The sequence below is a fragment of the Micromonospora sp. NPDC000121 genome (assembly GCF_042899165.1).
Classification (GTDB): Bacteria; Actinomycetota; Actinomycetes; order Mycobacteriales; family Micromonosporaceae; genus Micromonospora.
In genome coordinates, this window is sequence record NZ_JBIAZP010000004.1 from 68091 (window position 1) to 93755 (window position 25665).

Consider the following 25665-nt stretch of genomic DNA (forward strand, 5'->3'; position numbering starts at 1 on the left):
GGGGCTCGCCGCAGCCCGCGGACCCCCTGGACCGGGCCGGACCGGGTCGGCGGGGTGCGTGCCGGATCAGGCGTGCGCGGGGGCCGGCTCGGCGGCCGGCGGGGTGGCCGGCACGCGGCCGTCCTGGACCGCCGTGAGCAGCGGGCGCAGGGAGAGCGCGAGCAGCGAGGCCACCAGGCAGCCGCCGACGACCACCGCGACCCAGATCCGGCCGTCGGCCGCCCCGATCAGGGGACCCGCCGTCACCGGGCCGATCACCCCGCTGATGCCGAAGATCATCGAGCTCATCGCGTTGTAGCGGCCGCGCAGCTCGTCCGTGGCGAGCGCGTTGGTCAGCGCGGGCATCACCGGCGACAGCAGCGTCTCGCCGAAGCCGAAGATGGCCGAGCAGGCCACCACGCCGAGGGCCGCGAGCAGCGCGTCCTCGGTACCGACCAGGCCGGCGGCGCCGAGAACCAGCCAGGCGGTCGCGAAGACCGCGCCCACCACGGCCAGCGCGCCCGTCCGGCTGCGTCCCTCCATCCGGCGGATGACCAGCAGCTGGGAGAGCACGATCATCACCGTGTTGCCGGCCAGCGCCCAGGCGACCACGCGCGGCGACACCTCCACCACCCGCACGGCGTACGCGGCGAAGCCCACCTCGATCTGCGCGTAGCCGCAGGTGGTCAGGACCAGGCCGAAGACGACCAGCCGCCGGAACGGCCGGTCCTTCAGCACCGTGAGGTAGCCGCCGGCCGGCGGCCGGTCCCCGGTCGGGCCGGCGGCGAGCCGGTGACCCACCCGCGGCAGGCTCAGCAGGATCAGCGCGGGCATCAGGTAGCTGATCGCGTCGAGCACGTAGATCGCCTGGAAGGTGACCGGGCGGGCGGTGTCGACGATCGCGCCGGAGGTCAGGCCGCCGATGCCGATGCCGAGGTTGAGCAGGGCGAAGTTGAGCCCGAAGACCCGCTGCCGCTCGTCGTCGTCGGTGAGCGAGGCGAGGATGGTGTTCTGCCCGGACCAGATGGCCGAGCTGCCGACCGCGATCAGCGTCATCACCCCGAAGGCCGAGGCGGTCGAGTCGACCAGCGCCAGCGAGCCGGTGCCGACCGCCTCGACGAGCAGGCACGGTATGACGACCCGGCGCGCGCCGAACCGGTCGATGAGCGTGCCGCCGAGCGGCGACAGGGCCAGGGTGACCGCGCCGTACCAGCCGATCACCAGGCCGGCGCGGGCGTCGGTGAGACCGCGGACGTCGGTCAGGTAGATGAACAGGAACGGCAGGGTGAGGCCGCGCCCGACCGCCGACAGCAGGGTGCCGACGAGGATCCGCCGGGCTTCCGGACGGCGGGGCAGGGCGCGACTGAGCATGCCGCGATTCTGTGCGCCGGGTATGACGGCCCGCGAGCCGTTTACGACCCGCCCCGCGTGGCCTGGCACCGCCCGGTGACCAAGGCCACGTTCCCGCCGACCGGGCCGCGCCGCCGTGCCGGGGCCGGCTGGCTGTCGGGCCCGTCTGCGATGCTGGTCGGGATGACCACGACCTGGCGACACCTGCCCGCGCCCGCCCGCGAGATCGCCACCGCCGCCGTCGACGCGGTCGCCGCCGCGCGTGAGCACGACCCCGAGGCGTACGACGTGGCGGTGGCGCGGCTCGCCGCGGCCGAACGGTCCGGCCTGGTCCTCGGCTCGGTGGTCCGGCTGCTGCTCGAGGAGGGTCACCCGGACGGCCTGGACGGCGACGACGTCCGGCAGGTGCTCGAACGTTGCGTACGGGGCGCGGCGCGGTGGCGGCCCGACGTCGACCCGCACGTGGTGCTCGTCCTGCTGGCTGGCGCCCTGGGTGTCTACGACCCGGACGGCGACGAGTCCCCGCCCGACCCGCCGGCCGTGGCGCGGCACGCGCCGCTGCTCGTGGCCGACCTGCTCGCCGCGACCGGCCGGCCGCTCGACAGCTACCTGACCGCCGCGTTCGCCGAGATCGCGCGCACCGAACGCCACGACTGAGCGCGCCGAAGCTCCGTTACGAGCTGTTCGGCCGTTACGTCGGCTGACCGGCGGGCGTCCCGCGGTTGTCGGTGGTTGCCGCTACGGTTCGCGCGGGCGAGATCGGTAGGTCGGCCAGTGACTACGCCGAGCGGCCGGCGATGCGCGGGCGGGGCCGTCGACGGTCGGAGTCAACGCGCTATCGGGGCGGTGAGACGTAGCCGTACCTCGATATGCTCGGGCACCTCGATGGCGAGGCACGCCATCGTCCAGCGGGGGAGGTGCATTGTCCGCGCGCGCACGAAGATTGCTGGCCGCAGCGCTCGGGATCATGCTTGGTGCGGGTCTGGTCAGCGCCGTCGCGATGCCGGCCCAGGCTTACGAGCAGCGGGACGTCGTCAGGTCCGGCTGGGCCTACACCGACTCGCATCTGCCCGACCGCTCGTTCGTCAACCCGGCCGGCGACGCGCCGATCGGTGCCTGGACGGATGCGGATGGCAACAAGCACAAGTCCCGGTCCTACTTCACCTTCGACATCTCGCGCTTCCGTGGAGCCGTCATCCACAAGGCGGACCTGGTCATCGCGGAGCGCTCGGCGGCGGACTGCGGGTCGGCCCAGCCGGTCGAGCTCTGGCGCACCGATCCGATCAAGGCGACCACGAGCTGGGAGACGACGCCGCGCCGACGTGAGCTGCTCGGCACCGTCCAGGCCGGCGGTGCGGCCACCTGCCCCGGCTACCTGGCGTGGGACATCATGCCCGCGTTGCAGAAGCTGGCGAACCAGGACGAGCAGACCCTCACCGTCGAGATCCGCGTGCCGCACGGCTTCGAAGGAAAGCTCTCCCACGGCCGAAAGTTCCGCCCGTTCCCGACGATCCGCAGCGAGGCCAACCGCGCACCGACCGTGGCGCAGATCGGGCTCGAGTTTCCGTCCTGGTCGTGCGGTTCGAAGGAGGACCCGCAGCCCGTGGGGGCGCGTAACCACACCCTGATGCTCCGGGGCGCGGACGCGGACAGCAACGACTTCAATTTCACCGGGCAGTTCGCCGCCTGGCCGGTGGGCCATGAGGACCAGCGTTCCGAACGGTTCGGGTCGAGTTACGGCAGCACTCTCTCCAAGGTCGGCTGGGACATGTCGCGATACCCGCACGGCACCGTGGTGGCCTGGACCGCCCGTGCCTACGACGGTCACGACTACTCGCAGTGGGCCGAGCCGTGCTACGTGAAGGTGGACGGGGAGCGGCCGGCCGCACCCGTCATCACCTCGGCCACTTACCCGGATGACGGCCTGCCGCATGGCGGCTCGGGAGTTCCGGGCACGTTCACGTTGAAGGCGAACGGATCGCCGGACGTGGTCGGCTACTACTGGGGACGCTTCGGCCAGACGTACAACTACATCCCCGCGCCGGAACCGGGCGCGGACGTGACGTTCGAATACACGCCGACCTCGTTCGTCGAGTATCTCAGCGTGCGGAGTGTGGACAGCGCGTCGAACTCCTCCGCGGTGACCGAGTACCAGTTCCTCGTGCGATCGACCGCGCCGGGAGTGCGGGTGACGGTCGGCGGTGTCGGCCTGCCGAGCCAGTTGGCGATCTGGACGAACGTCGAGGGGGTCACCGAGTTCGGCTACCGGATCGGTGACGGCGACGAGGTCAGGGTCCCGGCGAACGCCGCTGGCACCACGGAGGTCCCGGTGGTGTTTCCGCAGGCTGGTTCCATCAGGCTCCAGGTGCGCAGCTACGTCGGTACCGAGTTCGTCGGCGCGCACACGGAGGACGTGTGGGTCCGCGACACCCCGTTGATCGAGTCGACCGACTTCGCGTTCCCCGACCACGACGGCGTGGTCGATCGTCCGGGCAGCTTCACCTTCCGGCCCGGCCGCCCCGGCGTGGTGGCGTACGAGTACGCGTTCCTCTACGACGACTGGCAGCGGATCGAGGCGGGAGCAGACGGCACCGCGGTGCTGCGATGGACGCCGACGGAGCCGAACTGGTACGTGCTGAACGTGCGCAGCATCAGTGCCGACGGCACCGTCTCCGAGATCGCGCAGCACGAGTTCAACGTCATCGACACCAAGCCGACCGTCTACTCCAGCACCTACTACGAGCACGGCGCGTGGGGCGGCGTGGGCATCCCCGGCGAGTTCACCTTCGACACGGCGATGCCGGACGTGGACGTCTACCTCTACCGGCTCAACGACGGGCCCGAGCAGACCGCCGATCCGGAGTACAGCTGGGCTTACGTGACGCTCGCGCCCGACCGCTCCGGCAGCAACACGCTCACGGTACGGACGCGCTTCCTGGACGGGTCCTTCTCGCCACCGCGGACCTACACGTTCGAGGTCAGCGACGCGCCGGTGGTGTCGTCCAGCGACTACCCCGAGAACGGCAGCGCCGGTCAGCCCGGCCAGCCGGGTCGGTTCACCTTCAACCCGGGCCGCTCCGGAGTGGTGGAGTACCGCTACGTGCTGGAGTACAGCGGCGAAGAGCAGGTCGTTGCCGCAGGAGCGGACGGCAAGGCGACGATCGAGATCACGCCGACGCATTCCGGGTACACCCTGTTGACGGTCACCAGCCGGACGGCCGATGGCACGGCCAGCGCGGAGCGGCGGTACTACTTCCGCGTACGTGACCCGCGCGTGAACGTGAGCAGCGCCTACGACGAGTACACGCCCCGTGGCGGGATCGGCGCGACCGGCAGGTTCGGTGTCTACACCGAGATCAGCGAGGTGACGACGTTCGAGTACCAGCTCAACGGCGGCGCCTGGCAGAGTGTGCCGAAGACACCCGACGCGCTGGTGACCGACATCTCGGTGATTATGGAGCGCAACGGCGAGAACGTCTTCTCGGTGCGGGGCCGGACCGCGGCCGGCGAGTACACCCCACAGACGGACTACCCCTTCCTGGTTGGCACGGCACCGCTGGTGTCGTCGGCCACCTACCCGTCCGGCGAGTGGGCCGGTGGCGTGGGCGTGCCGGGTGAGTTCACCTTCACGCAGGGCAGGCCGGGTGTGGTGGAGTTCGAGTACAGGGTCGATGACGGCGAGCCGGTGATGGTGCCGGCGAATGCCGCCGGGGTCGCCACCGCCAGCTACACCCCGACCTCGACGAGCTCGCACACCATGAGGGTGCGCGGACGCACGGCCGACGGGGTGTGGACCGACACGACGAACTACTACTTCCTGGTCAACGTCTCCTGACAGGCGCTTGATGCGGTGGGCCGTCTCGGATGGGGCGGCCCACCGCACGAGCGGCTTCTTGCTGACTCCTTGCTGGCACAGCGACCGAGGGTCTGGCCGCGACCGGCTCAGGCAATGCTGCTGCCAGACGGCACCCCGGTGGGGAACCAGGATGCCCGGCGGATCACCGTCGGTGGCACGACACAGGCTTGTCGCGTGGCTTCTATCCAACGACCGCCAAGAAATCCGAGTAGAACAGGCCCAGACCGACCGCCACGCAGACGCCGGCCACGATCCAGAACCGGACCACAATATTGACCTCGCTCCATCCGGCCAACTCGAAGTGGTGGTGCAACGGCACCATCCGGAAGACACGTCTACCGGTGGTCCGGAACGAGACGATCTGGATCACCCAGGTCGTCGTGATGATGACGAAGAGCCCGCCGATCATGATCGAAAGCAGCGTGGTGCGGGTTGCCACCGCGAGCCCGCCGATCAGGCCGCCGAGCCCGAGCGAGCCCACGTCACCCATGAAGATCCGCGCCGGGGACGTGTTCCACCACAGGAAGCCCACGCAGGCAGCGGCCGCCGCCGCCGCGATCATGGCGATCTCCAGGGGATCCCGGGCCTGGTAGCAGTAGTCGTTCACGCGGGCGTACGCGTCGTCGGCGCACCAGTGCCGGTACTGCCAGAAGCCGATCAGCGCGTACGCGCCGAGCACCAGGATCGACGCGCCGGTGGCCAGGCCGTCGAGGCCGTCGGTGAGGTTCACGCCGTTCGACATCGCCATGATCACGAAGACGAAGACCATGACCGCGCCGATCTTGCCGACGTCCAGCCAGCTGATGTCGCGGATGAGCGAGATGTGCTCGCTGGCCACGGTCTGGCCGTTGGAGCTCGGCACGTAGAGCGCGGCGATGCCGAACCCGCCGCCGACGATCGCCTGGCCGAGCAGCTTGCCTTTGGCGGACAGTCCGTCGGAGTTGCGCCGGCGCACCTTGAGGAAGTCGTCGAAGAAGCCGACCGCGCCGCAGAAGACGAACAGCCCGAGCAGCACCAGGGCCGTCATGGTCGGCCCCTCCTGCGCGATCTGCCGCTCGGGCAGGGTGGTCAGGGCGATGTGCCCGGCGACGTAGGCGAAGACGGTCGCCACGATGAAGACGACGCCGCCCATCGTGGGCGTGCCCTTCTTGCCCTGGTTGCTGGCGAGCCCGATGGATCGGATCGGCTGGCCGGCCTTGAGCGCGGTGAAGACGCGAATCGCCACCGGCGTGCCGAACAGGGAGATGATGAACGCGACCGCGGCCGCGACGATGACCGCCCTCACGGGCGAACCTCCACGAGATCCGGATTTCTCACGGCGTCCCCACCGGGCAATGCGTGTCGGACAGGTCGGCATGATGCGAGCCGCCGGCCGCTTCGAGCTTCCAGATCAGCGCCCGACGTATCGACCTGAGTTGGCCGTGCAGATAGTCCTCAGCGAAATCATCGATCACGAGACACGAGCTTGCCATCCGACGGCAGGCGGAGCAGCCCTGGACCTCACGGCGCCGTGGTTCGTAACTCGCCGACACGAATCCGACGACGGTCTTGCGGCGCCAGGCCCGAGGTTCAACTTGTGTCCACGCGTGACCGGGATCGCAGGCGTGCTCGCGTCGTTCGCTGCCTTCTCGTTGCCTCAGCAGGGCAGCGATCGCTGGAAAACGAATCAAGGCCCCTCCGTGGAGGGGCCTTGACCTGCTGTTACCTCTGGTCGGGGTGGCCGGATTCGAACCGACGACCTCTTCGTCCCGAACGAAGCGCGCTACCAAGCTGCGCCACACCCCGAGGCGTGCCGACAAATAGTAGCCCACCCGCCCCGAGGGTCAAACTCGGTACCCCCGGTGGTCCGGGAGCCCGCCCGGTCCGATGGACGGGGCAGCTCGACAGGGCGATCGGCAGCCCCGTCCCGGCAGGCCGGGGAACCGGCCCGGCCTGCCGGCGTACGGGTCAGCGGGGGATCAGGGTGAGCACGCTCGCCTCCGGCGGGCAGGCGAACCGGACCGGCGCGGTCGGGTGGGTGCCGAGCCCGGCGGAGACGTGCAGCCAGGAGTCGGACCCGGGCCAGCGGTGCAGGCCGCGCGCCATGGAGCGGGGCAGGCCGCAGTTGGTGACCAGCGCCCCGAATCCCGGCACGCAGACCTGGCCGCCGTGGGTGTGCCCGGCGAGCAGCAGCCCGAAGCCGTCGGCGGCCATCCGGTCGAGCACGGCCGGCTCGGGGGAGTGGGTCAGCGCGATCGACAGGTCGGCCGCGGGCGACACCGGCCCGGCGACGGAGTCGTAGTCGTCCCGCTCGATGTGCGGGTCGTCGACCCCGAGCAGCTCGACCGCCCGGCCGCCGGCCTTGACGGTGGTGCGGGCGTTGTTCAGGTCCGCCCAGCCGGCGCCGGTGAAGACGTCGCGCAGCTCCTCGTGCGGCAGCTCCACGCCCTCGGTGTACTCCCGGTCGGGCAGGAAGTAGGTGAACGGGTTCTTCCAGACCGGCCCGGTGTAGTCGTTGGAGCCGAAGACGAAGGCTCCCGGGTAGTCGAGCAGCGGCTGGAGGGCGCGCAGCACGCCGGGCACGGCGCCGGGGTGCGCCATGTTGTCCCCGGTGACCACGACCAGGTCGGGGTCGAGCGCGGCCAGCGACGCCACCCAGCGCTGCTTGCGCCCCTGGTCGGGCATCATGTGCAGGTCGGACAGGTGCAGGACGCGCAGCGGCTCGGCGTCGGCCGGCAGCACCGGCACGTCGTACCGCCGCAGGGTGAACATGTTGCGCTCGACGAGCGACGCGTAGGCCAGGGTCGCCGCGCCCAACGCGGCGGTCCCGGCCGCAAGCCGGAATAGTGTGCGCTTTCGCATGGCGTTCAGGGTAGTTTCACCGTCCATGAGCACGCTGAAGGACCGCCTGACCGCCGACATGCGCGCCGCCCTCAAGGCGCGCGACGAGCTGACCACCTCCACCCTGCGGATGGCGCTCGCCGCCGTCGGCACCGCTGAGGTCGCCGGCAAGGCCAAGCGCGAGCTCACCGACGACGAGGTGCTCGCGGTGCTGACCAAGGAGGCGAAGAAGCGCCGGGAGGCCGCGACCGCCTTCGCCGACGCCGGCCGCACCGAGCAGGCCACGAAGGAGACCGCCGAGGGCGAGGTGCTGGAGCGCTACCTGCCGAAGCAGCTCTCCGAGGCCGAGCTGGCCGAGCTGGTGGCGGGGGCGCTCGCCGCGGGCGGCTTCACCGGCAAGGCGCAGATGGGCCCGGCCATGAAGGCGGCCCAGGCCGCGGTGGCCGGCCGGGCCGAGGGTGGCCGGGTGGCGGCGGAGGTACGCCGGCAGCTCGGCCTCTGAGCCGCCGTTCTCGCCGACCCGCGTACGCGAAACGGGCGGGCACCCCCACGAGGGGTGCCCGCCCGTTTCGTCGGTCCGGGGCGGCTCAGCCGCCGTTGCGGCCCGGCGGACGACCCGGGTTGGTCGGCTGGCCGTTGCCGGTCCCGTTCCCCGGGGTGGTGGTGCCGCCGCCGGCGCTGATCTGGATGGTCACCACGCCGCCCTTGATGGTCCGGCCGTCGGGGCTGGTGCCGGCGGCCTTGCCAGGGGCGCAGGTCGACGGGACCCGGCTGTCGGAGACGACCGCCTCGAAGCCCTCCGCCTCGATCCGGGACTTCGCCTGCGCCACGTCCAGGCACTTGACGTCGGGGATGCGGCGCTGGTCGCCCTCGGAGATCTTCTGGCCCGGGGGCGTGAATTTGATCCGCTCCTTGCCCTTCATGGCGTCACGCAGCGTCTCGTAGACCGGCGGGTTGATGCCGTCGCGCTGGTTGTGCTTCATCTTCACGTTGGTCTGCGGCCAGTCCGGGTCGGCCATGATGCCGGCCACCGCGTACTGCTTGGTCATCGCGACCAGCGAGGCGGTCTTCTCCGAGTCGGTGGTGCCGGACTTGCCGGCCACCGGCGCGTCGACGATGCCCCTGACGTTCGCGGCCGTACGGGTGCCGCCGCACTTGCTGGTGGAGGAGTTGTCACCGACCGGGCAACGGGCCGCGTCCACGGCGGCGCGGGCGACGTCGGTGCTGACCCGCTTCTCGCAGCGCGGGTTGGCGATGTCGAGCTTCTTGCCCTCCGGGTCCTTGATCTCCTGCACGGGGATGGGCTCGCAGTACTTGCCGTCCGCGGCGAGGGTGGCGTAGGCGTTGGCCAACTCCAGCGGGGTGGTGTCCGTGACGCCCAGGGTGAACGAGCCCCAGTCGTGCGCGGCCTCCTTGTCGTTGGCCCACTGGTTTTCCTTGCCGACCCGGAACTGGATGCCGAGCCGCTTGGCCACGTCGACCACGTTCTCCGCGCCGACCTGCTGCTGCAGCGGGACGAAGTAGGTGTTGATGGAGGAGGCGAAGGCGCTCCACATGTTCTGCACGCCGCCGGCCTTCTTGCCGGAGTTGGTCGGGCAGTAGATGTTGGTCCCGGGACAGGCGGCGGGACCGGGCTGGATCCTGTATTCCGACCTGAACACCTGCGGAGCGTTGATCGTGTAGCTGAGCGGGATGCCCTTCTCCAGCGCCGCCACGATGGTGAAGATCTTGAAGGTCGAGCCGGCCTGGTAGCCCGTGATGCCGTCGCCGCCGGTGAGCAGCGGGTTCACGGTGTTCGGGTAGTTGCCGAGCTTGCCCTTCTTGCGCTGCTTCGGCTCGCTGTGCGGCTTGTTGGCGGGCTTGTTCGGGTCGTCGATCTTGAAGTTGCGGTTGACCGCCAGCGCCCGGACCCGGCCGGTGCCGGGCTCGACCACCGCCACCATGGCGGCTTCCTTGGCGTTCACACTCTTGGCCTTGCGGACGGCCTTGTCGGCGCCCCGCTGCGCCTGCGCGTCGAGCGTGGTGATGATGCTGTAGCCGCCGCTCTTCAGCCGCCGCTCACGGTCGTACGAGGTCGAGCCGAACTCCTCCTGCTGCAGCCACCAGCGGTAGAAGTAGTCGCAGAAGAAGCCCCAGCCCTTCTCGTTGGTCGAGACGCAGCCGTTGGGCGCCCGCTTGCCGGTGACCTTGAGCTTGACGGCCATCGCGGCGTCCGCTTCCTGCTGGGTGATGGCGCCGATCTCGACCATGTTCTTGATGACGTAGTCGCGCCGCTCGACCGCGGCCGCGTAGCCGCTCCTGGTGGTCGGGTCGTTGGTGCTCGGCGCCTTCACCATGCCGGCGAGCATGGCGGCTTCCTCGATCGTGAGCTTGCTCGGCGGCTTGTTGAAGTAGACCTGGCTGGCGGCGTAGATGCCGTAAGCGCCGTTGCCGAAGGCGGCGATGTTCAGGTAGCGCTCCAGGATCTCGTCCTTGGAGAGCTCCTTGTCGATCTGGATGGCGTAGCGCATCTCGCGGAGCTTGCGGGCGCTGGTGTCCTCGGTGGCCGCGACCACGTCGGCCGGGTGGGTCGCCGAGTAGGCGATGGCCAACCGGACGTACTGCATGGTCAGCGTCGAGGCGCCCTGCTGGCTGGACGCGCCGGACTGGTTGTTGACGAACGCCCGGGCGATGCCGTTGAGGTCCACGCCGTTGTGCTTGTAGAAGTCGTGGTCCTCGGCGGCGATGATCGCCTTCTGCATGATCGGCGCGACGTCCTTGAGCTTCACGTCGCGACGGTTCTCGTCGTACATGGTCGCCAGCGGGGTCTTGCCGTCCGAGGCGTACAGGTAGCTGATCTGCGGCGCGCGGGCCACGGTCAGTTCCTTGGGCAATGCGCCGAATGTCTCGGCGCCGGCCTTGGCGGCAAGACCGGACATCGCCACCGCGGGGAAGGCCGCCGCCGCGACCACCACGCCGGCCAACAGGCCACATATGAGTAGCGATGCGGCGTTGGTCAGCACATTGTGGTCACGTTTCCGCATCCAGGTCACCTCGACAGGGTACGCGAGTAGGGAACGAGGGGCGCTGGGGCTACTTTCCCCATTTCCTGCGCGCGCCGACCTCGTTGTGCTAAACGCACGACCCCCGGTGGGTGGTTGCGTGAATCCGGCGTCGAGTCTCCCTCCTTCCCGAGGGGGCCCGCAGCGTTTTCACGGACTCCGGCCGGGTAACCGGCGGTCACGAAGCCCGGGAAGCCGGGAGTGTCCGGAATGATGGATTTAGCCGACAACGTTGCGTAATCAGGCGACTACAGAGCATGATGGGGGCGGCGACAGAGCCACATGTCGTCCGTGCCGCCTTGGGGAAGGCGCGCCGGGCGATCGGGGGGAATGCCGGCTGGTCCGCGACGGGGTCGGTAGGTACTGCAAGGGGGGACGAGTACACATGGGCATGATCACTGACTGGCCGTCGCTGGCGGCGTGTCAGAACGGGGACCCGGACGCGTTGTTCGTACAGGGCGCCGAACAGAACGTGGCCAAGCGGATCTGCCGGAGCTGCCCAGTCCGGTACGAGTGCCTGGCCGACGCGCTGGACAACCGGATCGAGTTCGGCGTGTGGGGTGGCATGACCGAACGCGAACGCCGCGCGCTGCTGCGCCGTCACCCCCAGGTGACGAGCTGGCGCAAGATGTTCGAGGCCGCGATGAAGAAGAACGCCAAGGACAAGGCCGGCAAGGACAAGATCCTGGTCACCGCCGCCGGCTGAGCGCCGTCACGGCCGGCTGATCGCCGCGCCGATCGTCCGCAGCCCGTCGACGTCGTGCACGTCGGCGGGCTGTGCCGTCACCGACACCGCCGGCACCGCCGGGAACGCCTCCGTGAACCGGGCCGCCACCTGCCGCTCGCGTACCGCCTGCTGGGCCAGGGCCGCGTGCGCCCGCAGCACGTCGACGGTGCCCTCGTGTCCACCCAGGTCGGCCAGCCGCTCCGCGGCGGCCAGGCTCTCCGCCGCGCCGAGGCCGGGCACGGCCGGCCGGTGCACCCGGTTGAGCACCAGGCCCGCCAGCGGCATCCGCTCCTCGCGCAGCCGGCCCGCGAAGTAGGCGGCCTCCCGCACCGCGTCCGGCTCCGGCGCCGCGACCAGCAGGAACGCCGTCTCCCGCGCCTGGAGGATGCGGTACGTCTGCTCGGCGCGCTGCCGGAACCCGCCGAACATCGAGTCGAGGGCGGCGACGAAGCCGGAGAGGTCGGTCAGCAACTGGGCGCCGAGCACCTTCTGCACGACCTTGGAGAACATCCCGAACGAGGCGGTGACCAGGCTGAACATGCTCCGCCCACCGGTGCGCGCCGGGGCGAGCAGCAGCCGCAGCATCCGCCCGTCGAGGAAGCGGGACAGCCGGGCCGGGGCGTCCAGGAAGTCCAGCGCCGAGCGGGACGGCGGGGTGTCCACCACGATCAGGTCCCACTCGCCCCGGGCGTGCAACTGGCCCAGCTTCTCCATCGCCATGTATTCCTGCGTGCCGGCGAAGGTCGAACTCATCGCCTGGTAGAAGGGATTGGCGAAGATCTCCGCCGCCTTCGCCTGGTCGGTGTGCTGGAGCACCACGTCGTCGAACGTGCGCTTCATGTCCAGCATCATGGCGTGCAGCTCGCCGCCGCTGGCCTCGACGTCGATCCCCTTGACCTGGCGGGGGGTGTTGTCCAGCTCGGTCAGCCCGAGTGACTGGGCCAGCCGGCGGGCCGGGTCGATCGTGAGCACCACCGTCCGCCGGCCGTGCTGCTCCGCGGCCCGCAGCGCGAGCGCCGCGGCCGTGGTCGTCTTCCCCACCCCGCCCGCCCCGCAGCAGACCACGATCCGCACGCCGGGATCGGCGAGGATCTGGTCGACGTCCAGCTGCGGCGCCGCGTCTTCGGAAGGCACCAATCGAGCGTATCGGGCCGGGTCGGTCGCCGCGCCCGTGCCGGTGGCAGGTGTGAGTCAATCCGCCCGGAGGAGAGCCTCGGCCAGCCGGTCCAGCCCGGCGCGGTCCACCCCGTCGGGCAGCAGCGGCAGCTCGGTCAGCGGCAGCCCCAGCTCCACCAGGTCGGCCCGCAGCGAATCCTCCAGTTCGCGGCGGATCGCCTGGTCGCGCGCCTCCAGGGTGAGCCCGGCGACGGTGTCGCGGTCCGCCGGGAGCCCGGCGGCGCGCAGCCCCCGCTCCAGCTCGGCCGGGCTCACCGCGCGACCCGCCGGCAGCGGCGGCCGGGTGCCGTTGACGATCACCCGGCCCACCGGGAAGCCGAACGAGGTCAGCTCGGCGATCGCGTCGACCGTCTCCTGGACCGGCATCTCCTCCAGCAGGGTCACCACGTGCACGGCGGTGATCGGGGAACGCAGCAGCGCCGCGACCCCCTCGCTCTGGGTCTTGATCGGGCCCACCTTGGCCAGCCGGGCCGTCTCGGCGGTGACGTTCAGGAATCGGCCGATCCGCCCGGTCGGCGGGGCGTCCAGCACCACCGCGTCGTACGCGCGCCGCTGGTCGACGGTGCGGGTGGTCGCCTCCTTCACCTTGCCGGTCAGCAGGACGTCCCGCAGGCCCGGGGCGATGGTGGTGGCGAAGTCGATCGCCCCGAGCTTGCGCAGGGCGCGGCCCGCCGCGCCGAGCTTGTAGAACATGTCCAGGTATTCGAGGAGGGCCTCCTCGGCGTCCACCGCGAGGGCCCGCACCTCGCCGCCGCCCGGCGCGTCGGTCAGGTGCCGTTCCTCGTAGGGCAGCGGGTCGACGTCGAAGAGTTGGGCGATGCCCTGCCGCCCCTCGACCTCCACCAGCAGCGTGCGCCGGCCGCCGGCGGCCAGCGTCAGGGCCAGGGCGGCCGCGACGCTGGTCTTGCCGGTGCCGCCCTTGCCGGTCACGACGTGGAGGCGGGCCGGCCACTGGGTGCCGGCCGGGTCGGCCGGCCGCTCTGCTGCTCGCACCCGTCGAGCCTATCCAGCGGCCGGGCTCAGGCGACCTCGCAGACCCACCAACCCGTCTTCTTCACCACGGTGAACCGCAGGTCCTGGTCGGCGACCTTCTCGTCGGCGGTGGTCATGGTGACCTTGGTGGTGACCGTGGCGCGGTCGCCGGTCTGGTTGTCCACCTTCGGGCTGCTCCACCGGAACCGGGGGTTCTGGTGGGCCGAGGCGTACTTCTCCACCTCGGCGACCTTGGCGGCGATCTTCTTCTCGTCCCGGGACGAGGAGCAGACGAGGGCGGTCGCCCGGCCCGCGTCGCGGTCCTTGTAGACGGCGGTGAGGAACTGGTCCACGGCGACCGCCGGTTCCTTGGCGCCCTCGCCGCTCTCGGCGTCGCGCAGCGTCAGGAAGGCGACGACGCCGCCACCGGCGCAGAGCAGCATGATCACGGCCAGGGCGATGGCGACGATCAGCACGCCGCGCTTCTTCTTCGGTGCGGGGGGCGCCTGGTACGACGGGTACCCGACCGGGGACGGCGGGATCGACGTTTCCGGGGCGGCTGCCGGCACGGGCGGCTGGTACCCGGCCGGGATCGACGGGTCCGGGGCGGCTGCCGGCACGGGCGGCACGGCGGCGCCGGGAACGGCCGGGCCGGCCGGAGATCCGGTGGGGCCGCCGCTGGGTGGTTGGGTCATCTCTTCCCCCGGGGGTGCGACCTCGCCGCCTGCCCCGGCGACGAGCGTGATCGAGCTGACGGCGAGCCGGCGAGCGCCCGTCCGACCGGAAGGGTAGCGGTCGGTCGGGCGTTCCGCGGGGCGGCAGGTGGGGGCGCGTCGCTGACCAGGGATGTGTCGCATATGTGACTCGGCGTGACCGGGCGTGCGCGTCCTGTTGGCGGGACTCTCCCTCCGGTCCTACGTTCTCACCGGCGCGGGGGAAGGCCGGGCACCGGGGCCCGGGCCCGCAAGGCGATGACGTGACCAGGTACGACGTCCGGAGGCAAGGCATGCGCGACGTGGACAACATCCCCCGAGCACAGTTCCCGGCGGGTGACCGGGCGTGGCGAACCGGGACCGGCTCCTCCGGCGAGACCGAGGGCGTGGCCGGCGGCCTGCCGATCAACGAGCGGTCGTACCGGCGGTTCGCCGATCCCGTCGAGGTGGTGCGCACGGCCGGCCGGCCCGGCGCGCGCGGTCGGGACGAGGAGGAGCCCGGGTACGTCATCCACCTGCCGATCCGGGTCGCCGACCTGGCGTCGGCCACCGCGCTGGCCGGCACCGTCGCCACGTCGCTGAGCTTCCTGCCGGAACTGGACGCGGGCGAGACGACCGTGTCCACCGCCGACGACCAGAACAACCGCCACCGGGTCTTCTGCGACCTGCTGCTGCCGGACCGGTCCCGCTGCCCGCAGCCGTACGAGCACAGTGGCGCCTGCGGGGAACTGCCCACCGCCCCGGAGCAGCGTCCCGCGCCCCGACCCGCCGCCGGACCGTAGGCTGTGCCTCGAAGAGTCGTACTCCATCCGAGGGAGCCCTCCACCGATGCAGAAGTGGGAATACGCCACGGTCCCGCTGCTGGTCCACGCGACCAAGCAGATCCTCGACAACTGGGGCGAGGACGGGTGGGAACTCGTCTCCGTGGTTCCCGGCCCGAACCCGGAGCAGCTCGTCGCGTACCTCAAGCGGCCGAAGGCGTGAGCGGCATGGGCAACGGTCCCCACGCGAAGCTCGCCGAGCTCGGGCACGCGCTGCCCGAGGTGGTCCCGCCCGTGGCCAGCTACGTGCCGGCCGTGCAGTCCGGGCAGCACGTCTACGTCTCCGGGCAACTGCCGATGGCCGAGGGGAAGCTGCTCGCCACCGGCAAGGTCGGTGCCGGCGTCTCCGCCGAGCAGGCGAAGGACCTGGCCGAGCGGTGCGCGCTCAACGCGCTGGCCGCGATCGACTCGCTGGTCGGCCTGGAGAACGTCGTCAAGGTCGTCAAGGTGACCGGCTTCGTCGCCGCCGCCCCCGGCTTCACCGCCGTGCCCGGCGTGATCAACGGCGCCTCCGACCTGTTCGGCGCGGTCTTCGGTGAGGCCGGCCGCCACGCGCGCAGCGCCGTCGGCGTCGCCGAGCTTCCGCTCGACGCCCCCGTCGAGGTCGAGGTCATCGTCGAGGTCTCCTGACCCGCGCCCACCCCGCGATCTTGCACCGACCGCCTCGGCAAAAGCCGTGAAGCGGGACGTATCCCGGGCGGAAACTGCAAGATCGCGGGGAGTGGCGGCGGGGGCCGTACGATCGCAGCCATGACCGGGCACTTCACCGCGCCGGCGGCGGCGCTCGCCGACCAGCTGCCGGGTTGGGTGACGCTGCTGCGTGCCCCGAACCCGGGGCCGATGACGCTCGACGGCACCAACACCTGGCTGCTGCGCGCCCCCGGCCAGGAGCACGCCGTCGTGGTCGACCCTGGCCCGGCCGACGAGGAGCACCTGGCGGCGATCGCCGCGCGGGGGCCGATCGGGCTGGTGCTGATCACCCACGGCCACCCGGACCACACCGAGGGCTCGCCCCGCCTGCACGACCTGCTCGGCGGGGTGCCCGTGCGCGCCGCCGACCCGGCGCACACCCTCGGCGGGGAGCCGCTGGCCGCGCCCGGCGAGGGCCTCGGCGGCCCCGGCCTGGACATCCGGCTCCTGCCGACCCCCGGCCACACCGGCGACTCGGTCTGCTTCGTCGTCGCGCACGGCGACGAGCGGGTCGTGCTCACCGGCGACACCATCCTGGGCCGGGGCACCACCGTGGTCGCCCACCCCGACGGGCACCTCGGGGACTACCTGGCCAGCCTGGAGCTGCTCTCGACGTACCGGGGGATCCCGGCGCTGCCGGGGCACGGCCCGGCGCTGGCCGACTGCGCCGCCGCCGCGGAGTTCTACCTCGCCCACCGCCGGGCCCGGCTCGACCAGGTCCGGGCGGCGGTCGCCGAGGGGGCCACCACCGCCGCCGAGGTGGTCGCGAAGGTCTACGCGGACGTCGACCGGTCGCTGTGGTGGGCGGCCGAGTGGTCGGTGCGGGCCCAGCTGGAACACCTCGGGCGGGAATCCGGCGCGGGCACCGCGGGGTTGGAGCAAGCGTGACCTGCCCGGTGTGCGGAACCGTAGCCGTTCCCGGCGCGCGGTTCTGCCACAACTGCGGGGCCGCGCTGCCGGCCGCCGCGACGCTGCCGGCGACCGAGCGCCGCGTGGTCACCGTGCTCTTCGGCGACCTGTCGGACTTCACCTCCTGGTCCGAGGACCTCGACCCGGAACGGGTCGGCGCGGTCACCGACCGGGTGCTCGCCGCCCTGGCCGGCGCGGTCAAGACGTTCGGCGGGCATGTCGACAAGCTCACCGGCGACGGGATCATGGCGGTCTTCGGCGCGCCGGTGGCGCACGAGGACGACGCCGAGCGGGCGGTCCGCGCCGCGCTGTCCATGCAGCGGGCGGTCCGCCGGGTGCTCGACGACGAGCGGGGCGGCGGCGCGCCGCTCGGCCTGCGGGTCGGGCTGAACACCGGCGACGTGATCGCCGGCATCCAGGCCGCGATCGAGTACACGGTCATCGGCGACACCGTGAACACCGCCGCCCGGCTGGCCGACGCCGCCGCCGTCGGCGCGGTCTACGCCGGGGCCCGCACCTCCGCCGCCACCCGGCACGTCGCCTCCTGGCGCGCGCTGCGGCCGCTGCGGCTCAAGGGCAAGCGCGAGCCGGTCGAGGCGTACGAGCTGCTCGGCCTCCTGGACGCGCCGGGCACCCGGTCCGGCCTCGGCGACGAGGCCCCGTTCGTCGGCCGGGAGACCGAGATCGGCCGGGTCGCCGGCCGGCTGGCCGAGGTGATCGACCGCGGCGAGCCCCGGGTGCTCCTGATGACCGCCGAGGCCGGGCTCGGCAAGTCCCGGTTCGCCGCCGAGGTGGAACGCCTCGCCGCCGGCTACGACGTGGGCGCCGGCCGGTACGCCGCGCACACCGGCGCCCGGGTGCTGTCGGTGCGCTGCGCCGCGTTCGGCGAGCGGCGCCGGCTCGCGCCCCTGGCCGACCTGGTCCGGGCGGCGGTCGGCCTGCCCAACGACGCCGCCACCGCGCTGACCCGACCGGCCGTCGAGGAGCGGCTGCGCCGCGTCGGCCAGCGGCTCAGCCGGTCCGGCGACCCGGCCCCGGTCGCCACCGACCAGTTGCTGGCCCTGCTCGGCTACGCCGAACTGCCCGGCAGCGGCCCGGCCGACCAGGGCGAATGGGCCACCGCCCAGCAGCCCGCCGACGCCGAGGCCGTGCCGAACGCGGTCGCGGACCTGCTCAGCGCCCTCGCCGCGGAGGCGCCCCTGGTGGTCGTCGTCGACGACCTGCACGACGCGACCGCGGAGACCATCGGGGCACTCGGGATCGCCCTGTCCCGGCTCACCGGCCCGGTGCTGGTGCTGCTGCTCGGCCGGCCGGAGCTGGTGCGCACCGCCGGGGCGCTGACCCGGGTGTCGGAGGCCGAGGTGCACGCGCTGCCGCCGCTGCGCGGCGCCGACGCGGCCCGGCTGCTCACCAGCTATCTCGGCGGGGGCAAGCTGCCACAGGCCGACACCGACCGGCTGCTCGCCACCGCCCAGGGCAACCCGTTCTACCTGGCCGAGTTGGTCACCCTGCTGATGGAGCGGGGCGCGCTGACCGCCGTCGCCGACCGGAACGCCCCGAGCCCGGGGGCCTGGCGGCTGGCGCCCGGCTCGCTCGGCAGCCGCCTGCTCTCCCGCGACCTGGCGGCGGTGCTCGCCGCGCGTATCGACGCGCTGCCCGTCGACGCCCGCTCGGTGCTGCGGGACGCGGCCGTGGTCGGCGACACCGTGCCGGCCGGGGCACTGGAGGCGCTGCGCGAGCAGCGTGCCGGCCGGGACGGCCGCCCGGCGGCGGTGGTTGCCGTCGAGCTGGAGCGGGCCGTCGAGGAGTTGCTGCAACGCCGGATGCTGCACCGCACCCGCACCGGGTACGCCTTCGCCACCCCGCTGATGCGGGAGGCCGCGTACGCCGGGGTGAGCAAGGCCGAGCTGGCCGAGCGGCACGCGGCACTGGCCCGCTGGGCCGCGACCGACCCGCCGGCCGGGGCGGGCACGCCGGGCGGCTTCACCGAGGCGGCCCGGGACGTCTTCGTGGCCCAGCACGTGGAGCGGGCCGCCGCGCTGGCCGACGTGGTCCGGCTGCGGCCGGACGCCCCGGCGCGGACCGTCGTGCCGCTGGGCGTCGCCGCGCTCGGCGGGGCCGCCCGCCGGTCGTTGCAGGCGGGCGAGCCCGCGCTCGCCGTGGAGTACGCCGAACGCGCCGCCGAGCTGGCCCGCGACGGGGTGCCGGCGGCCGACCGGGTGGTGCACGCCCGGGCGCTGCTCCAGATCGGACGGCCCGCCGACGCGCTCGCCTCCGCCGAGAAGATCGCGGCCAACGCCGGCGACGAGTCGGCCGTCCGGGCCAGCGCGCTGCTGCTCGCCGGGCAGGCCCACCAGACCACGGGCGACCGGGCGCGGGCGGCGGCCTGCTGGCAGGAGGCGTTGCAGGTGGCCACGGACGGCGGCCTGCCGACCCTGCGCGCGTCGGCGATGCGCCGCCTCGGCATGGCGGACTTCGTCGCCGGGCGGCTGGGGCAGGCGAGCAGCCGGCTCGCCGCCTCGTACCAGGTGAGCCTCCAGGCGCAGGACCGCCGGGGGCAGGCGTGGTCGTTGCAGAACCTGGCCTGGGTCACCACCACCCGGGGCGACTTCGCCGGGACGGACGCGGTGCTCGGCCGGGCCGCCCGGCTCTTCGCCGAGCTGAAGGACCCGTACGGGCGGGCGTGGCTGCGCGGCACCACCGCGTTCGCCCGGCTGCTGGCGGGTCGGCTGCGGGAGGCGTGCCGGATGGCGCGGGTCTTCCTGCCGTTCGGTGAGCGGGTCGGCGAGGGGTGGGCGGTGGGCACGCTGCGGGCGGTGGAGGCGTACGCCACCGCCGAGCTGGGCGAGCTGGGCGAGGCCGACCGGGGGGCCCGCCGCGCGTACCGGGAGTTCGCCGCCGCCTCCGACGACTGGGGGCAGGGCTTCGCGCTGGTCGTACGGGGCGTGGTGGCGCGCGGGCTGGGCGAGCCGGAACACGCGGCCGACCTGCTCACCGACGCGGTGGGGTACGCCGAGCGCACGTCGCACCCGCTGCTGACCGGGATGGCCGGCACGCTGCGGGGGTTCGTGGCGCTGGACATGGGCGACTACGACACGGCCGAACGTGCCGCCCGCTCGGTGCTGACCGCCGTCGAGCCGCACAACCCGCAGGCGCCCGCCCAGGTGGCGCCCCGGGTGCTGCTGGCCACCGCCCGGCTGGCCGCGGGCGACTCCGCCACCGCGGTCGGGCTGCTCGCCCCGGTCGCCACCGTCGCCGCCACCGTGCCCTCGCTGCTCTTCTCCCGCCGCCAGACGATGGCCCGGTACGCCGCCGCGCTGCTCGCCCACGGCCAGCGCGAGCAGGCGCTGGACTGGGCCCGGCGGGCGGTCGCCGCCCCGGCCGAGGACGTGCGCAGCCAGGTGGTCGGCGCGATGGTGCTCGCCGAGGCGCTGGCCGCGTGCGGCCGACCGGCGGAGGCGCTGGCCGCCGCCGAGGAGGCGGTGCGCCTGGCGTACGGGACCGAGCAGCGCAGCGAGCGCGCCGCCGCCGACGCTCTCCGCGCCCGCCTCGCCACCGGCTGACCGCTGGCCGGGTCGGCGGCGCACGCGCCGGGGCAGGTCTGGCGGTTCCGGTGATGTGGCGTGTCGGGGGTGGTCGATAGCGTGTCAGGCCGGAGGGGCGGTCCGATGTCGACCGCGCCGGGTCTGGGAGGGGCCGGGATGAGGTTGCCGCGTTCGGCCGCGGGATGGACGATCGCGGTCTTCGGCGTGTTGGCCCTGCTCATGGGCGCGGTCGGGCTGCTCTGGCCCGAGGCGCTGCTGCGCCTGCTCGGCTTCGAGGTGCCGGCGACCCGCGCGGCAGGTGACCACACCGGCGCCTTCCTCCTGGCCTCCTCGGTGGCCTCGTTCAACATGGGGGTCTACTACCTGCTTGCCACCGCGACCGAGTGGCGCCCGTTCTACCGCTTCACCGTGGTGTTCCGGCTGGTCACGTTCACCGTGTTCACCATCGGGGTGCTGGCGGGCATCGCGCCCGGCCGGTTCTTCGGGGTGGCCGCCTGGGAGGGCCTCGGCGCGGTGGCGACCGCCGCCGGGCTCTGGTGGGACGCACGGCGCGCGGGCCCGGTGGCCGGCGGGGGCGGGAGCGTTCTTTCCGCTGGTGCCGCCCCGGCCCCCGACGCGGTGCACTGAGCGGCCCGTCCCGTTGGGTATTTTCTGACTGTGACCGCGACCCCGCCCGGCGCCCTGCCGTTGCCCATCGTGCCCGGTCTGACCGATTTGAAGGTGTTCGCCCGGGGAGGCTACGCGACGATCTACAAGGCGACCCAGATCTCGGTGGGGCGCGAGGTCGCGGTCAAGGTGGAGAATCGCACCCTGGACAGCGAGCGGGACCAGGCCCGGTTCCTGCGCGAGGCGCGGGCCGCCGGGCGGATGTCGTCCCACCCGCACGTGGTGGACCTCTTCGACGTCGGGGTCACGGTCGACCAGCACCCATACCTGATCATGGAGCTCTGCGACGGCTCGTACGCGGAGCGGATGCGGACGTCGCCGCTCGGGCCGGCCGAGGCCCGCGACCTCGGCATCAAGATCGCCGACGCGGTCGCCCACTCGCACGCGGCCGGCGTGCTGCACCGCGACGTCAAGCCGGCGAACATCCTCTACTCGCACTTCAACTCGGCGGTGCTGGCCGACTTCGGGCTGGCCGTGGTGGCCGAGATGCGCGACGCCTCGGTCGCCCTGGAGGTGCTCACCCCGGCGTACGCGCCGCCGGAGATGTTCAACCACGCGCCGCCGTCTCCCGCCGTCGACGTCTACGCCCTCTGCGCGACCCTCTACGCGGTCATGCACGGCCGCCCGCCGCGCTGGCAGTCCGAGCGCAATCCGAGCCTGGTGACGGTGCTGGAGATGTTCCACCAGCCGGTCCCCGGCCTGCCCGGCGTGCCGGACGAGCTGATCGACGTGCTCCGGGTCGGCATGTCCAACGACCCGGGGGAGCGCCCGTCGGCCGTCGAGCTGCGGGACCTGCTGGTCGGCCTGGCACTCGACCCGGCCGGTCCGCCGGCCAGCGGCGCGCCGGCGCCCGGTTACCCGGTCGGCGGCGGTTCCGCCGCCTCCGGCCCGTACGCCGCCGGCCGCCCGGCCCGGCCCGCCCCCCGACCGCCGGTGGAGGACATGCACCCGACGGTGCCCACCCCCGGCCGGCGGCGCCGGCGGCGCTGGTTCCTCGGCGGCGCCGGCATGGTCGCGCTGGCCGCCTCGGCCAGCGCCGGCGCCTGGCTCGCCGGGGCGGCGTCCACCCCGGCCCCGTCCCCGACGGCCGGCGTGGCCGCGACGAGCGGGGTCCTGCCCGCCTGCGCCGCGGCCACCGGGTTGCCCGACGGGGCGGGCTGCGCCGACGAGCTGGAGTGCTTCGGGCCGATGGAGGTGCGCGGCGCGCGGGCCAGTGCGGCCCGGGTCCCCTGCGACGGCGACCACACCTGGGAGAGCTACGCCGAGGGCAGGCTCCCCGACACCCTGGTCGGCGCGGACCACGCCCGGGTCAGCGAGGCCCCGGCGGTGCGCCGGGTCTGCAACGAGACCACCTTCCGACTCACCAGCGGGATGAGCTACGCCGACGGCTGGAACCTGGAGGTGCTGCCCCCGACCGGGGCCGGCGCCGACCGGACGTACCGCTGCCTGGCCGGGCGCGGGCTGGACGCGCTCGCGTCACCCACCCTCACCGGTCGCTGAGCCGCGCCCCCGGTGGCGCTCGCGCATCGCGCGGACCGCATCCCGGCCGTCCAACGTCTCCAGCGTGTCCGCGTCGATGCCGTACAGGCCGCCCGACGGCTGCCCAGGGACGGTCGGCGGGACCGCCCGTTGCCGCCCGCCCCCCTGCCGGGTCGCCGCCGCCGACACCGCCGCGATCATCACCATCAGGACGCAGAGCAGCGCCAGGACCACGCCGAAGAGATCCTGACGACCGCGCACGACCAGCGTCGCCAGCAGCGAGACCGCCGCCAGCGCCGCGACGGCCGCCTTCGTCCGCGCGTCGGGCCTGGGAAACCTCACCCGTCCAGCATGTCCACCCCGGGGCCGCTGTCAACCGGGGGCGCCGCCGCCGGTGCGATGATCTCCTGTGGAGATCGTTTCGTGTGAGGAGAGGAGCGCCGGTGTCCCGGTTTACCCGGCTCGTCGCCGCGGTGCTGGTGTCGGGCGCGCTGGCCGCCTGCGGGTCGGACGGCCCGACGGAGGCGGCGACCACGCCCGCGCCGCCCGCCGTGACCACGTCCGCGCCCGTGGCGTCGCCGTCCGCGGTCGGCGCGTCGTCCCCGGGTGGGGGCGGATTCGCCAGCGTCGACCAGGCGGTGGCCCGCCATCTCGCGGACGCCTCGGGGGCCCGCTACGTCGGGCCGTGCGAGCGGGCGAAACCCGACCCGGACGCGGTCTGCGCGATCAAAATGGCCACTGTGGACGGCGGCGAGGTCTACGGAGTGGGCGCCCCGGCCAGCGAGGTCGTCGGCTTCCTGCTGCTCCGCCGTGGAGCCGACGGCTGGCGGGTGGTGGACGACTACGCGCCGGACGGCGTGGACGCGTCGGCACCTGCCTGGATGGCCGGCCTCGGGTAGCCGGGCCGGCGGAGCGGGCGGGGTCCGCCGCCGCGACCGGGGCCGCGTCAAGGCTTCAACAGCGCCGGGCGTTGGAAACTCGTTACACCGGGCGGCGGATTGTCGGATATGTGGCCCCCTGTCGGGCGGTATTCATTGCCCGCGATCCCTAGAGTGACGAAGGGTCGGGCCGCGCCCCGACCGTCCTGTCGCCCACCGGAAGGGTCCACATGCCACGACGAACCCGGTCCCTCGCCGCCGCGGGAATCGCCGGCGTCATGCTCGCCGGATCGGCGGTCGCGCCCGCTGCCGCCGCCACACCGACCCTGACCGGCTGGGGCCGCCCGGTCACGTCCGACCAGACCAGCCCGGAGGAGGCACGCCGGGTCGACCGGGTGCCCACGCCCGACCTCGACTGGTACGCCTGCTACGACTACGCCGAGTGCGCCACCGTCCAGCTCCCGCTGGACTACGACAAGCCGAACGGCCCGACGACCGAGATCGCCGTGCTGCGGGTGAAGGCCCGCGACCAGCAGCGGAGGATCGGCAGCCTCTTCCTGAACCCGGGCGGCCCCGGCGGCTCCGGCACCGACGTCGCGCTCGCCGCGCCGTACTTCCTCGGAGACGAGGTGCTCGACCGGTTCGACATCGTCGGCGTGGATCCGCGCGGCGTCGGCGCGAGCCAGCAGGTCAAGTGCTTCCCGTCGGTCAAGGAACAGACCCGGGCGTACGCCGGGCTCAACGTGGCGTTCCCGTGGACGAGGGCCGAGGAGAAGGCGTACGTCGCCTCCTCGAAGGCCGTCGGCACGGGCTGCTCCACCACGGGCCGGCCGCTCACCGGCGCGATGTCGACCGCCGAGGTCGCCCGCGACATGGACGTGCTGCGCCGCGCCGTCGGCGACCCGAAGCTCACCTTTCTCGGGTTCAGCTACGGCAGCGCGCTCGGCCAGTACTACGCCAACATGTTCCCGGACCGGGTCCGTGCCCTGGCGATTGACGGGGTACTCAACGCGGACGCGTGGGTCGGCCGGGGCAAGGCGCGCACGCTGTCCCAGGAGGACCGGCTGCGCAGCGCCCAGGGGTCGTACAAGGCGCTGCGCGAGATCCTCGTGCGCTGCGACAAGGCCGGCGCCGAGGTCTGCCCGCTGGCCGAGGGCGACCCCCTCGCGTCGTTCGAGCTGGTGGCGAAGCGGCTGCGGGCCAAGCCGGTGGTGATCGAGGACCCGGACCTCGGCTCGGTCCGGGTCACCTACGCCGACTTCGTCTCCTCGACCCTGGGCGCGCTCTACAGCCCCTTCGGCTACGACCAGCTCGTCGGCCTCACCGCCGAACTGCTCGTGCTCACCGACCCGGCGTCGGGCACGGCCGCCCGCCGGCAGGCGCGCGCCGGCGTGGCCCGGCTCGCCGCCAAGGCCCGCGAGCAGGCCCGCCGCTACGACTTCCCGTACAACAACGGGCTGGAGACCTTCCTCGGGGTGGACTGCACCGACGCCTACCACCCGGCGGACGCCGCCTCGTTCCCGGCGCTGGCGGCGCAGGCCGACAAGCGCGACCCGTACTTCGGTCGGCTCTGGACCTGGGGCACCTCGCCCTGCGCCCGGCAGACGTGGACGGTGCGCGACGAGGACGCCTACCCGGGCCCGTTCAACCGGCGAACCGCCGCCCCGGTGCTGGTGGTCGGCAACTACTGGGACCCGTCGACCAACTACCAGGGCGCGGTGGGCACGGCCCGGCTGCTGCCGAACAGCCGCCTGCTGAGCAGCGACAGCTGGGGGCACACCGCGTACGGGACCTCGGCCTGCGTGACCGGGGCGGTCGACGCGTACCTGATCCGGGGCGCGCTGCCGGCGAACGGCACGGTCTGCACCGGCGACATCCAGCCGTTCGCCGAGCTGCCGGAGAAGCCGGCGGCCACCCGACGGGCGGAGTCGTCGAAGGGCGCCCTCGCGGCCGAGGGCGCGCCGGGCCGGGGTGAGCCGAAGCGGCTCCCGCCGGTGGTCGCGCCGCTGCCGGCGGTCGGTTCGCTGACCGTCCGCTGAGGAC

General features: G+C 73.1%; 22 protein-coding genes and 1 tRNA gene. 13 read left to right on the forward strand and 10 right to left on the reverse strand.

Features of this window, described 5'->3' with window-relative positions; genetic code table 11:
* Nucleotides 1-66: 66 nt before the first annotated feature.
* Nucleotides 67-1350, reverse strand: a complete 1284-nt coding sequence (locus ACFY23_RS13795; protein WP_350679371.1) for an MFS transporter — start codon at nt 1348-1350, stop codon at nt 67-69.
* 162 nt (nt 1351-1512) lie between these two features.
* Here ACFY23_RS13795 and ACFY23_RS13800 point away from each other — a divergent pair, with 162 nt between their 5' ends.
* The gene (locus ACFY23_RS13800) at nt 1513-1986 is read left to right on the forward strand and encodes a hypothetical protein (protein WP_350679369.1); all 474 of its coding nucleotides are present in this window, start codon (nt 1513-1515) and stop codon (nt 1984-1986) included.
* Nucleotides 1987-2251: 265 nt separating this feature from the next.
* A complete protein-coding gene (locus ACFY23_RS13805; RefSeq protein ID WP_350819420.1) occupies nt 2252-5164 on the forward strand; it encodes a hypothetical protein in 2913 nt (970 codons plus the stop codon).
* 202 nt (nt 5165-5366) lie between these two features.
* Here the strand turns inward: ACFY23_RS13805 and mraY are convergent, their stop codons facing one another.
* The 4 genes from mraY to ACFY23_RS13825 form a co-directional block, all read right to left on the reverse strand.
* Nucleotides 5367-6470, reverse strand: a complete 1104-nt coding sequence (mraY, locus tag ACFY23_RS13810; protein ID WP_350679365.1) for a phospho-N-acetylmuramoyl-pentapeptide-transferase — start codon at nt 6468-6470, stop codon at nt 5367-5369.
* Between the two features lie 28 nt (nt 6471-6498).
* On the reverse strand, nt 6499-6639 hold the full coding sequence (locus tag ACFY23_RS13815; protein ID WP_350679363.1) for a hypothetical protein: 141 nt from the start codon (nt 6637-6639) through the stop codon (nt 6499-6501).
* Nucleotides 6640-6893: 254 nt separating this feature from the next.
* Nucleotides 6894-6970, reverse strand: a tRNA-Pro gene (locus ACFY23_RS13820).
* A gap of 162 nt (nt 6971-7132) precedes the next feature.
* Nucleotides 7133-8026, reverse strand: coding sequence for a metallophosphoesterase (locus ACFY23_RS13825; RefSeq protein ID WP_350679361.1), 894 nt, complete (start codon nt 8024-8026; stop codon nt 7133-7135).
* Between the two features lie 25 nt (nt 8027-8051).
* Between ACFY23_RS13825 and ACFY23_RS13830 the strand changes: the two genes are divergently transcribed.
* The gene (locus ACFY23_RS13830) at nt 8052-8507 is read left to right on the forward strand and encodes a GatB/YqeY domain-containing protein (protein ID WP_350679359.1); all 456 of its coding nucleotides are present in this window, start codon (nt 8052-8054) and stop codon (nt 8505-8507) included.
* A gap of 85 nt (nt 8508-8592) precedes the next feature.
* Here ACFY23_RS13830 and ACFY23_RS13835 read toward each other — a convergent pair whose 3' ends face one another.
* Nucleotides 8593-11028 (reverse strand): penicillin-binding protein, encoded by a 2436-nt coding sequence (locus tag ACFY23_RS13835; RefSeq protein WP_350679357.1) that lies wholly within the window; start codon nt 11026-11028, stop codon nt 8593-8595.
* Nucleotides 11029-11431: 403 nt separating this feature from the next.
* Between ACFY23_RS13835 and ACFY23_RS13840 the strand changes: the two genes are divergently transcribed.
* Nucleotides 11432-11752, forward strand: a complete 321-nt coding sequence (locus ACFY23_RS13840) for a WhiB family transcriptional regulator (RefSeq protein ID WP_319460489.1) — start codon at nt 11432-11434, stop codon at nt 11750-11752.
* Nucleotides 11753-11758: 6 nt separating this feature from the next.
* On the opposite strand, the gene ACFY23_RS13845 is transcribed toward ACFY23_RS13840, so the two are convergent.
* Genes ACFY23_RS13845 through ACFY23_RS13855 form a run of 3 tightly spaced genes read right to left on the reverse strand, consistent with a single transcriptional unit; the run spans nt 11759 to nt 14616 of the window.
* Nucleotides 11759-12910: an ArsA-related P-loop ATPase gene (locus ACFY23_RS13845; protein ID WP_350679355.1), complete on the reverse strand. Its 1152-nt coding sequence runs from the start codon at nt 12908-12910 to the stop codon at nt 11759-11761.
* Between the two features lie 54 nt (nt 12911-12964).
* Nucleotides 12965-13942: an ArsA-related P-loop ATPase gene (locus ACFY23_RS13850; RefSeq protein ID WP_350679353.1), complete on the reverse strand. Its 978-nt coding sequence runs from the start codon at nt 13940-13942 to the stop codon at nt 12965-12967.
* A gap of 26 nt (nt 13943-13968) precedes the next feature.
* On the reverse strand, nt 13969-14616 hold the full coding sequence (locus tag ACFY23_RS13855) for a hypothetical protein (protein ID WP_350679351.1): 648 nt from the start codon (nt 14614-14616) through the stop codon (nt 13969-13971).
* A gap of 311 nt (nt 14617-14927) precedes the next feature.
* On the opposite strand from ACFY23_RS13855, the gene ACFY23_RS13860 reads away from it, so the two are divergent.
* The 7 genes from ACFY23_RS13860 (at nt 14928) to ACFY23_RS13890 (ending at nt 22765) form a co-directional block, all read left to right on the forward strand.
* Nucleotides 14928-15416, forward strand: coding sequence for a hypothetical protein (locus tag ACFY23_RS13860; protein WP_350679389.1), 489 nt, complete (start codon nt 14928-14930; stop codon nt 15414-15416).
* A 46-nt stretch (nt 15417-15462) separates the two neighbouring features.
* Nucleotides 15463-15618: a DUF4177 domain-containing protein gene (locus ACFY23_RS13865; protein ID WP_013736319.1), complete on the forward strand. Its 156-nt coding sequence runs from the start codon at nt 15463-15465 to the stop codon at nt 15616-15618.
* Between the two features lie 5 nt (nt 15619-15623).
* Nucleotides 15624-16085 (forward strand): RidA family protein, encoded by a 462-nt coding sequence (locus ACFY23_RS13870; RefSeq protein ID WP_350679348.1) that lies wholly within the window; start codon nt 15624-15626, stop codon nt 16083-16085.
* 120 nt (nt 16086-16205) lie between these two features.
* The gene (locus ACFY23_RS13875; protein ID WP_350679346.1) at nt 16206-17033 is read left to right on the forward strand and encodes an MBL fold metallo-hydrolase; all 828 of its coding nucleotides are present in this window, start codon (nt 16206-16208) and stop codon (nt 17031-17033) included.
* Nucleotides 17030-20617 (forward strand): adenylate/guanylate cyclase domain-containing protein, encoded by a 3588-nt coding sequence (locus ACFY23_RS13880; protein WP_350679344.1) that lies wholly within the window; start codon nt 17030-17032, stop codon nt 20615-20617. Before ACFY23_RS13875 ends, ACFY23_RS13880 begins: the two co-directional genes overlap by 4 nt.
* A gap of 138 nt (nt 20618-20755) precedes the next feature.
* Nucleotides 20756-21226: a hypothetical protein gene (locus ACFY23_RS13885; RefSeq protein ID WP_350679342.1), complete on the forward strand. Its 471-nt coding sequence runs from the start codon at nt 20756-20758 to the stop codon at nt 21224-21226.
* A gap of 30 nt (nt 21227-21256) precedes the next feature.
* Nucleotides 21257-22765: a serine/threonine-protein kinase gene (locus tag ACFY23_RS13890; RefSeq protein WP_350679340.1), complete on the forward strand. Its 1509-nt coding sequence runs from the start codon at nt 21257-21259 to the stop codon at nt 22763-22765.
* On the opposite strand, the gene ACFY23_RS13895 is transcribed toward ACFY23_RS13890, so the two are convergent.
* Nucleotides 22742-23086, reverse strand: a complete 345-nt coding sequence (locus ACFY23_RS13895; RefSeq protein WP_350679338.1) for a hypothetical protein — start codon at nt 23084-23086, stop codon at nt 22742-22744. The genes ACFY23_RS13890 and ACFY23_RS13895 overlap by 24 nt on opposite strands.
* A 101-nt stretch (nt 23087-23187) precedes the next feature.
* On the opposite strand from ACFY23_RS13895, the gene ACFY23_RS13900 reads away from it, so the two are divergent.
* Together ACFY23_RS13900 and ACFY23_RS13905 are read left to right on the forward strand one after the other, a co-directional pair.
* Entirely contained in the window at nt 23188-23643 is a 456-nt protein-coding gene (locus tag ACFY23_RS13900; RefSeq protein WP_350679336.1) for a hypothetical protein, read from the forward strand.
* Between the two features lie 209 nt (nt 23644-23852).
* On the forward strand, nt 23853-25661 hold the full coding sequence (locus ACFY23_RS13905; RefSeq protein WP_350679334.1) for an alpha/beta hydrolase: 1809 nt from the start codon (nt 23853-23855) through the stop codon (nt 25659-25661).
* Nucleotides 25662-25665 lie beyond the last annotated feature (4 nt).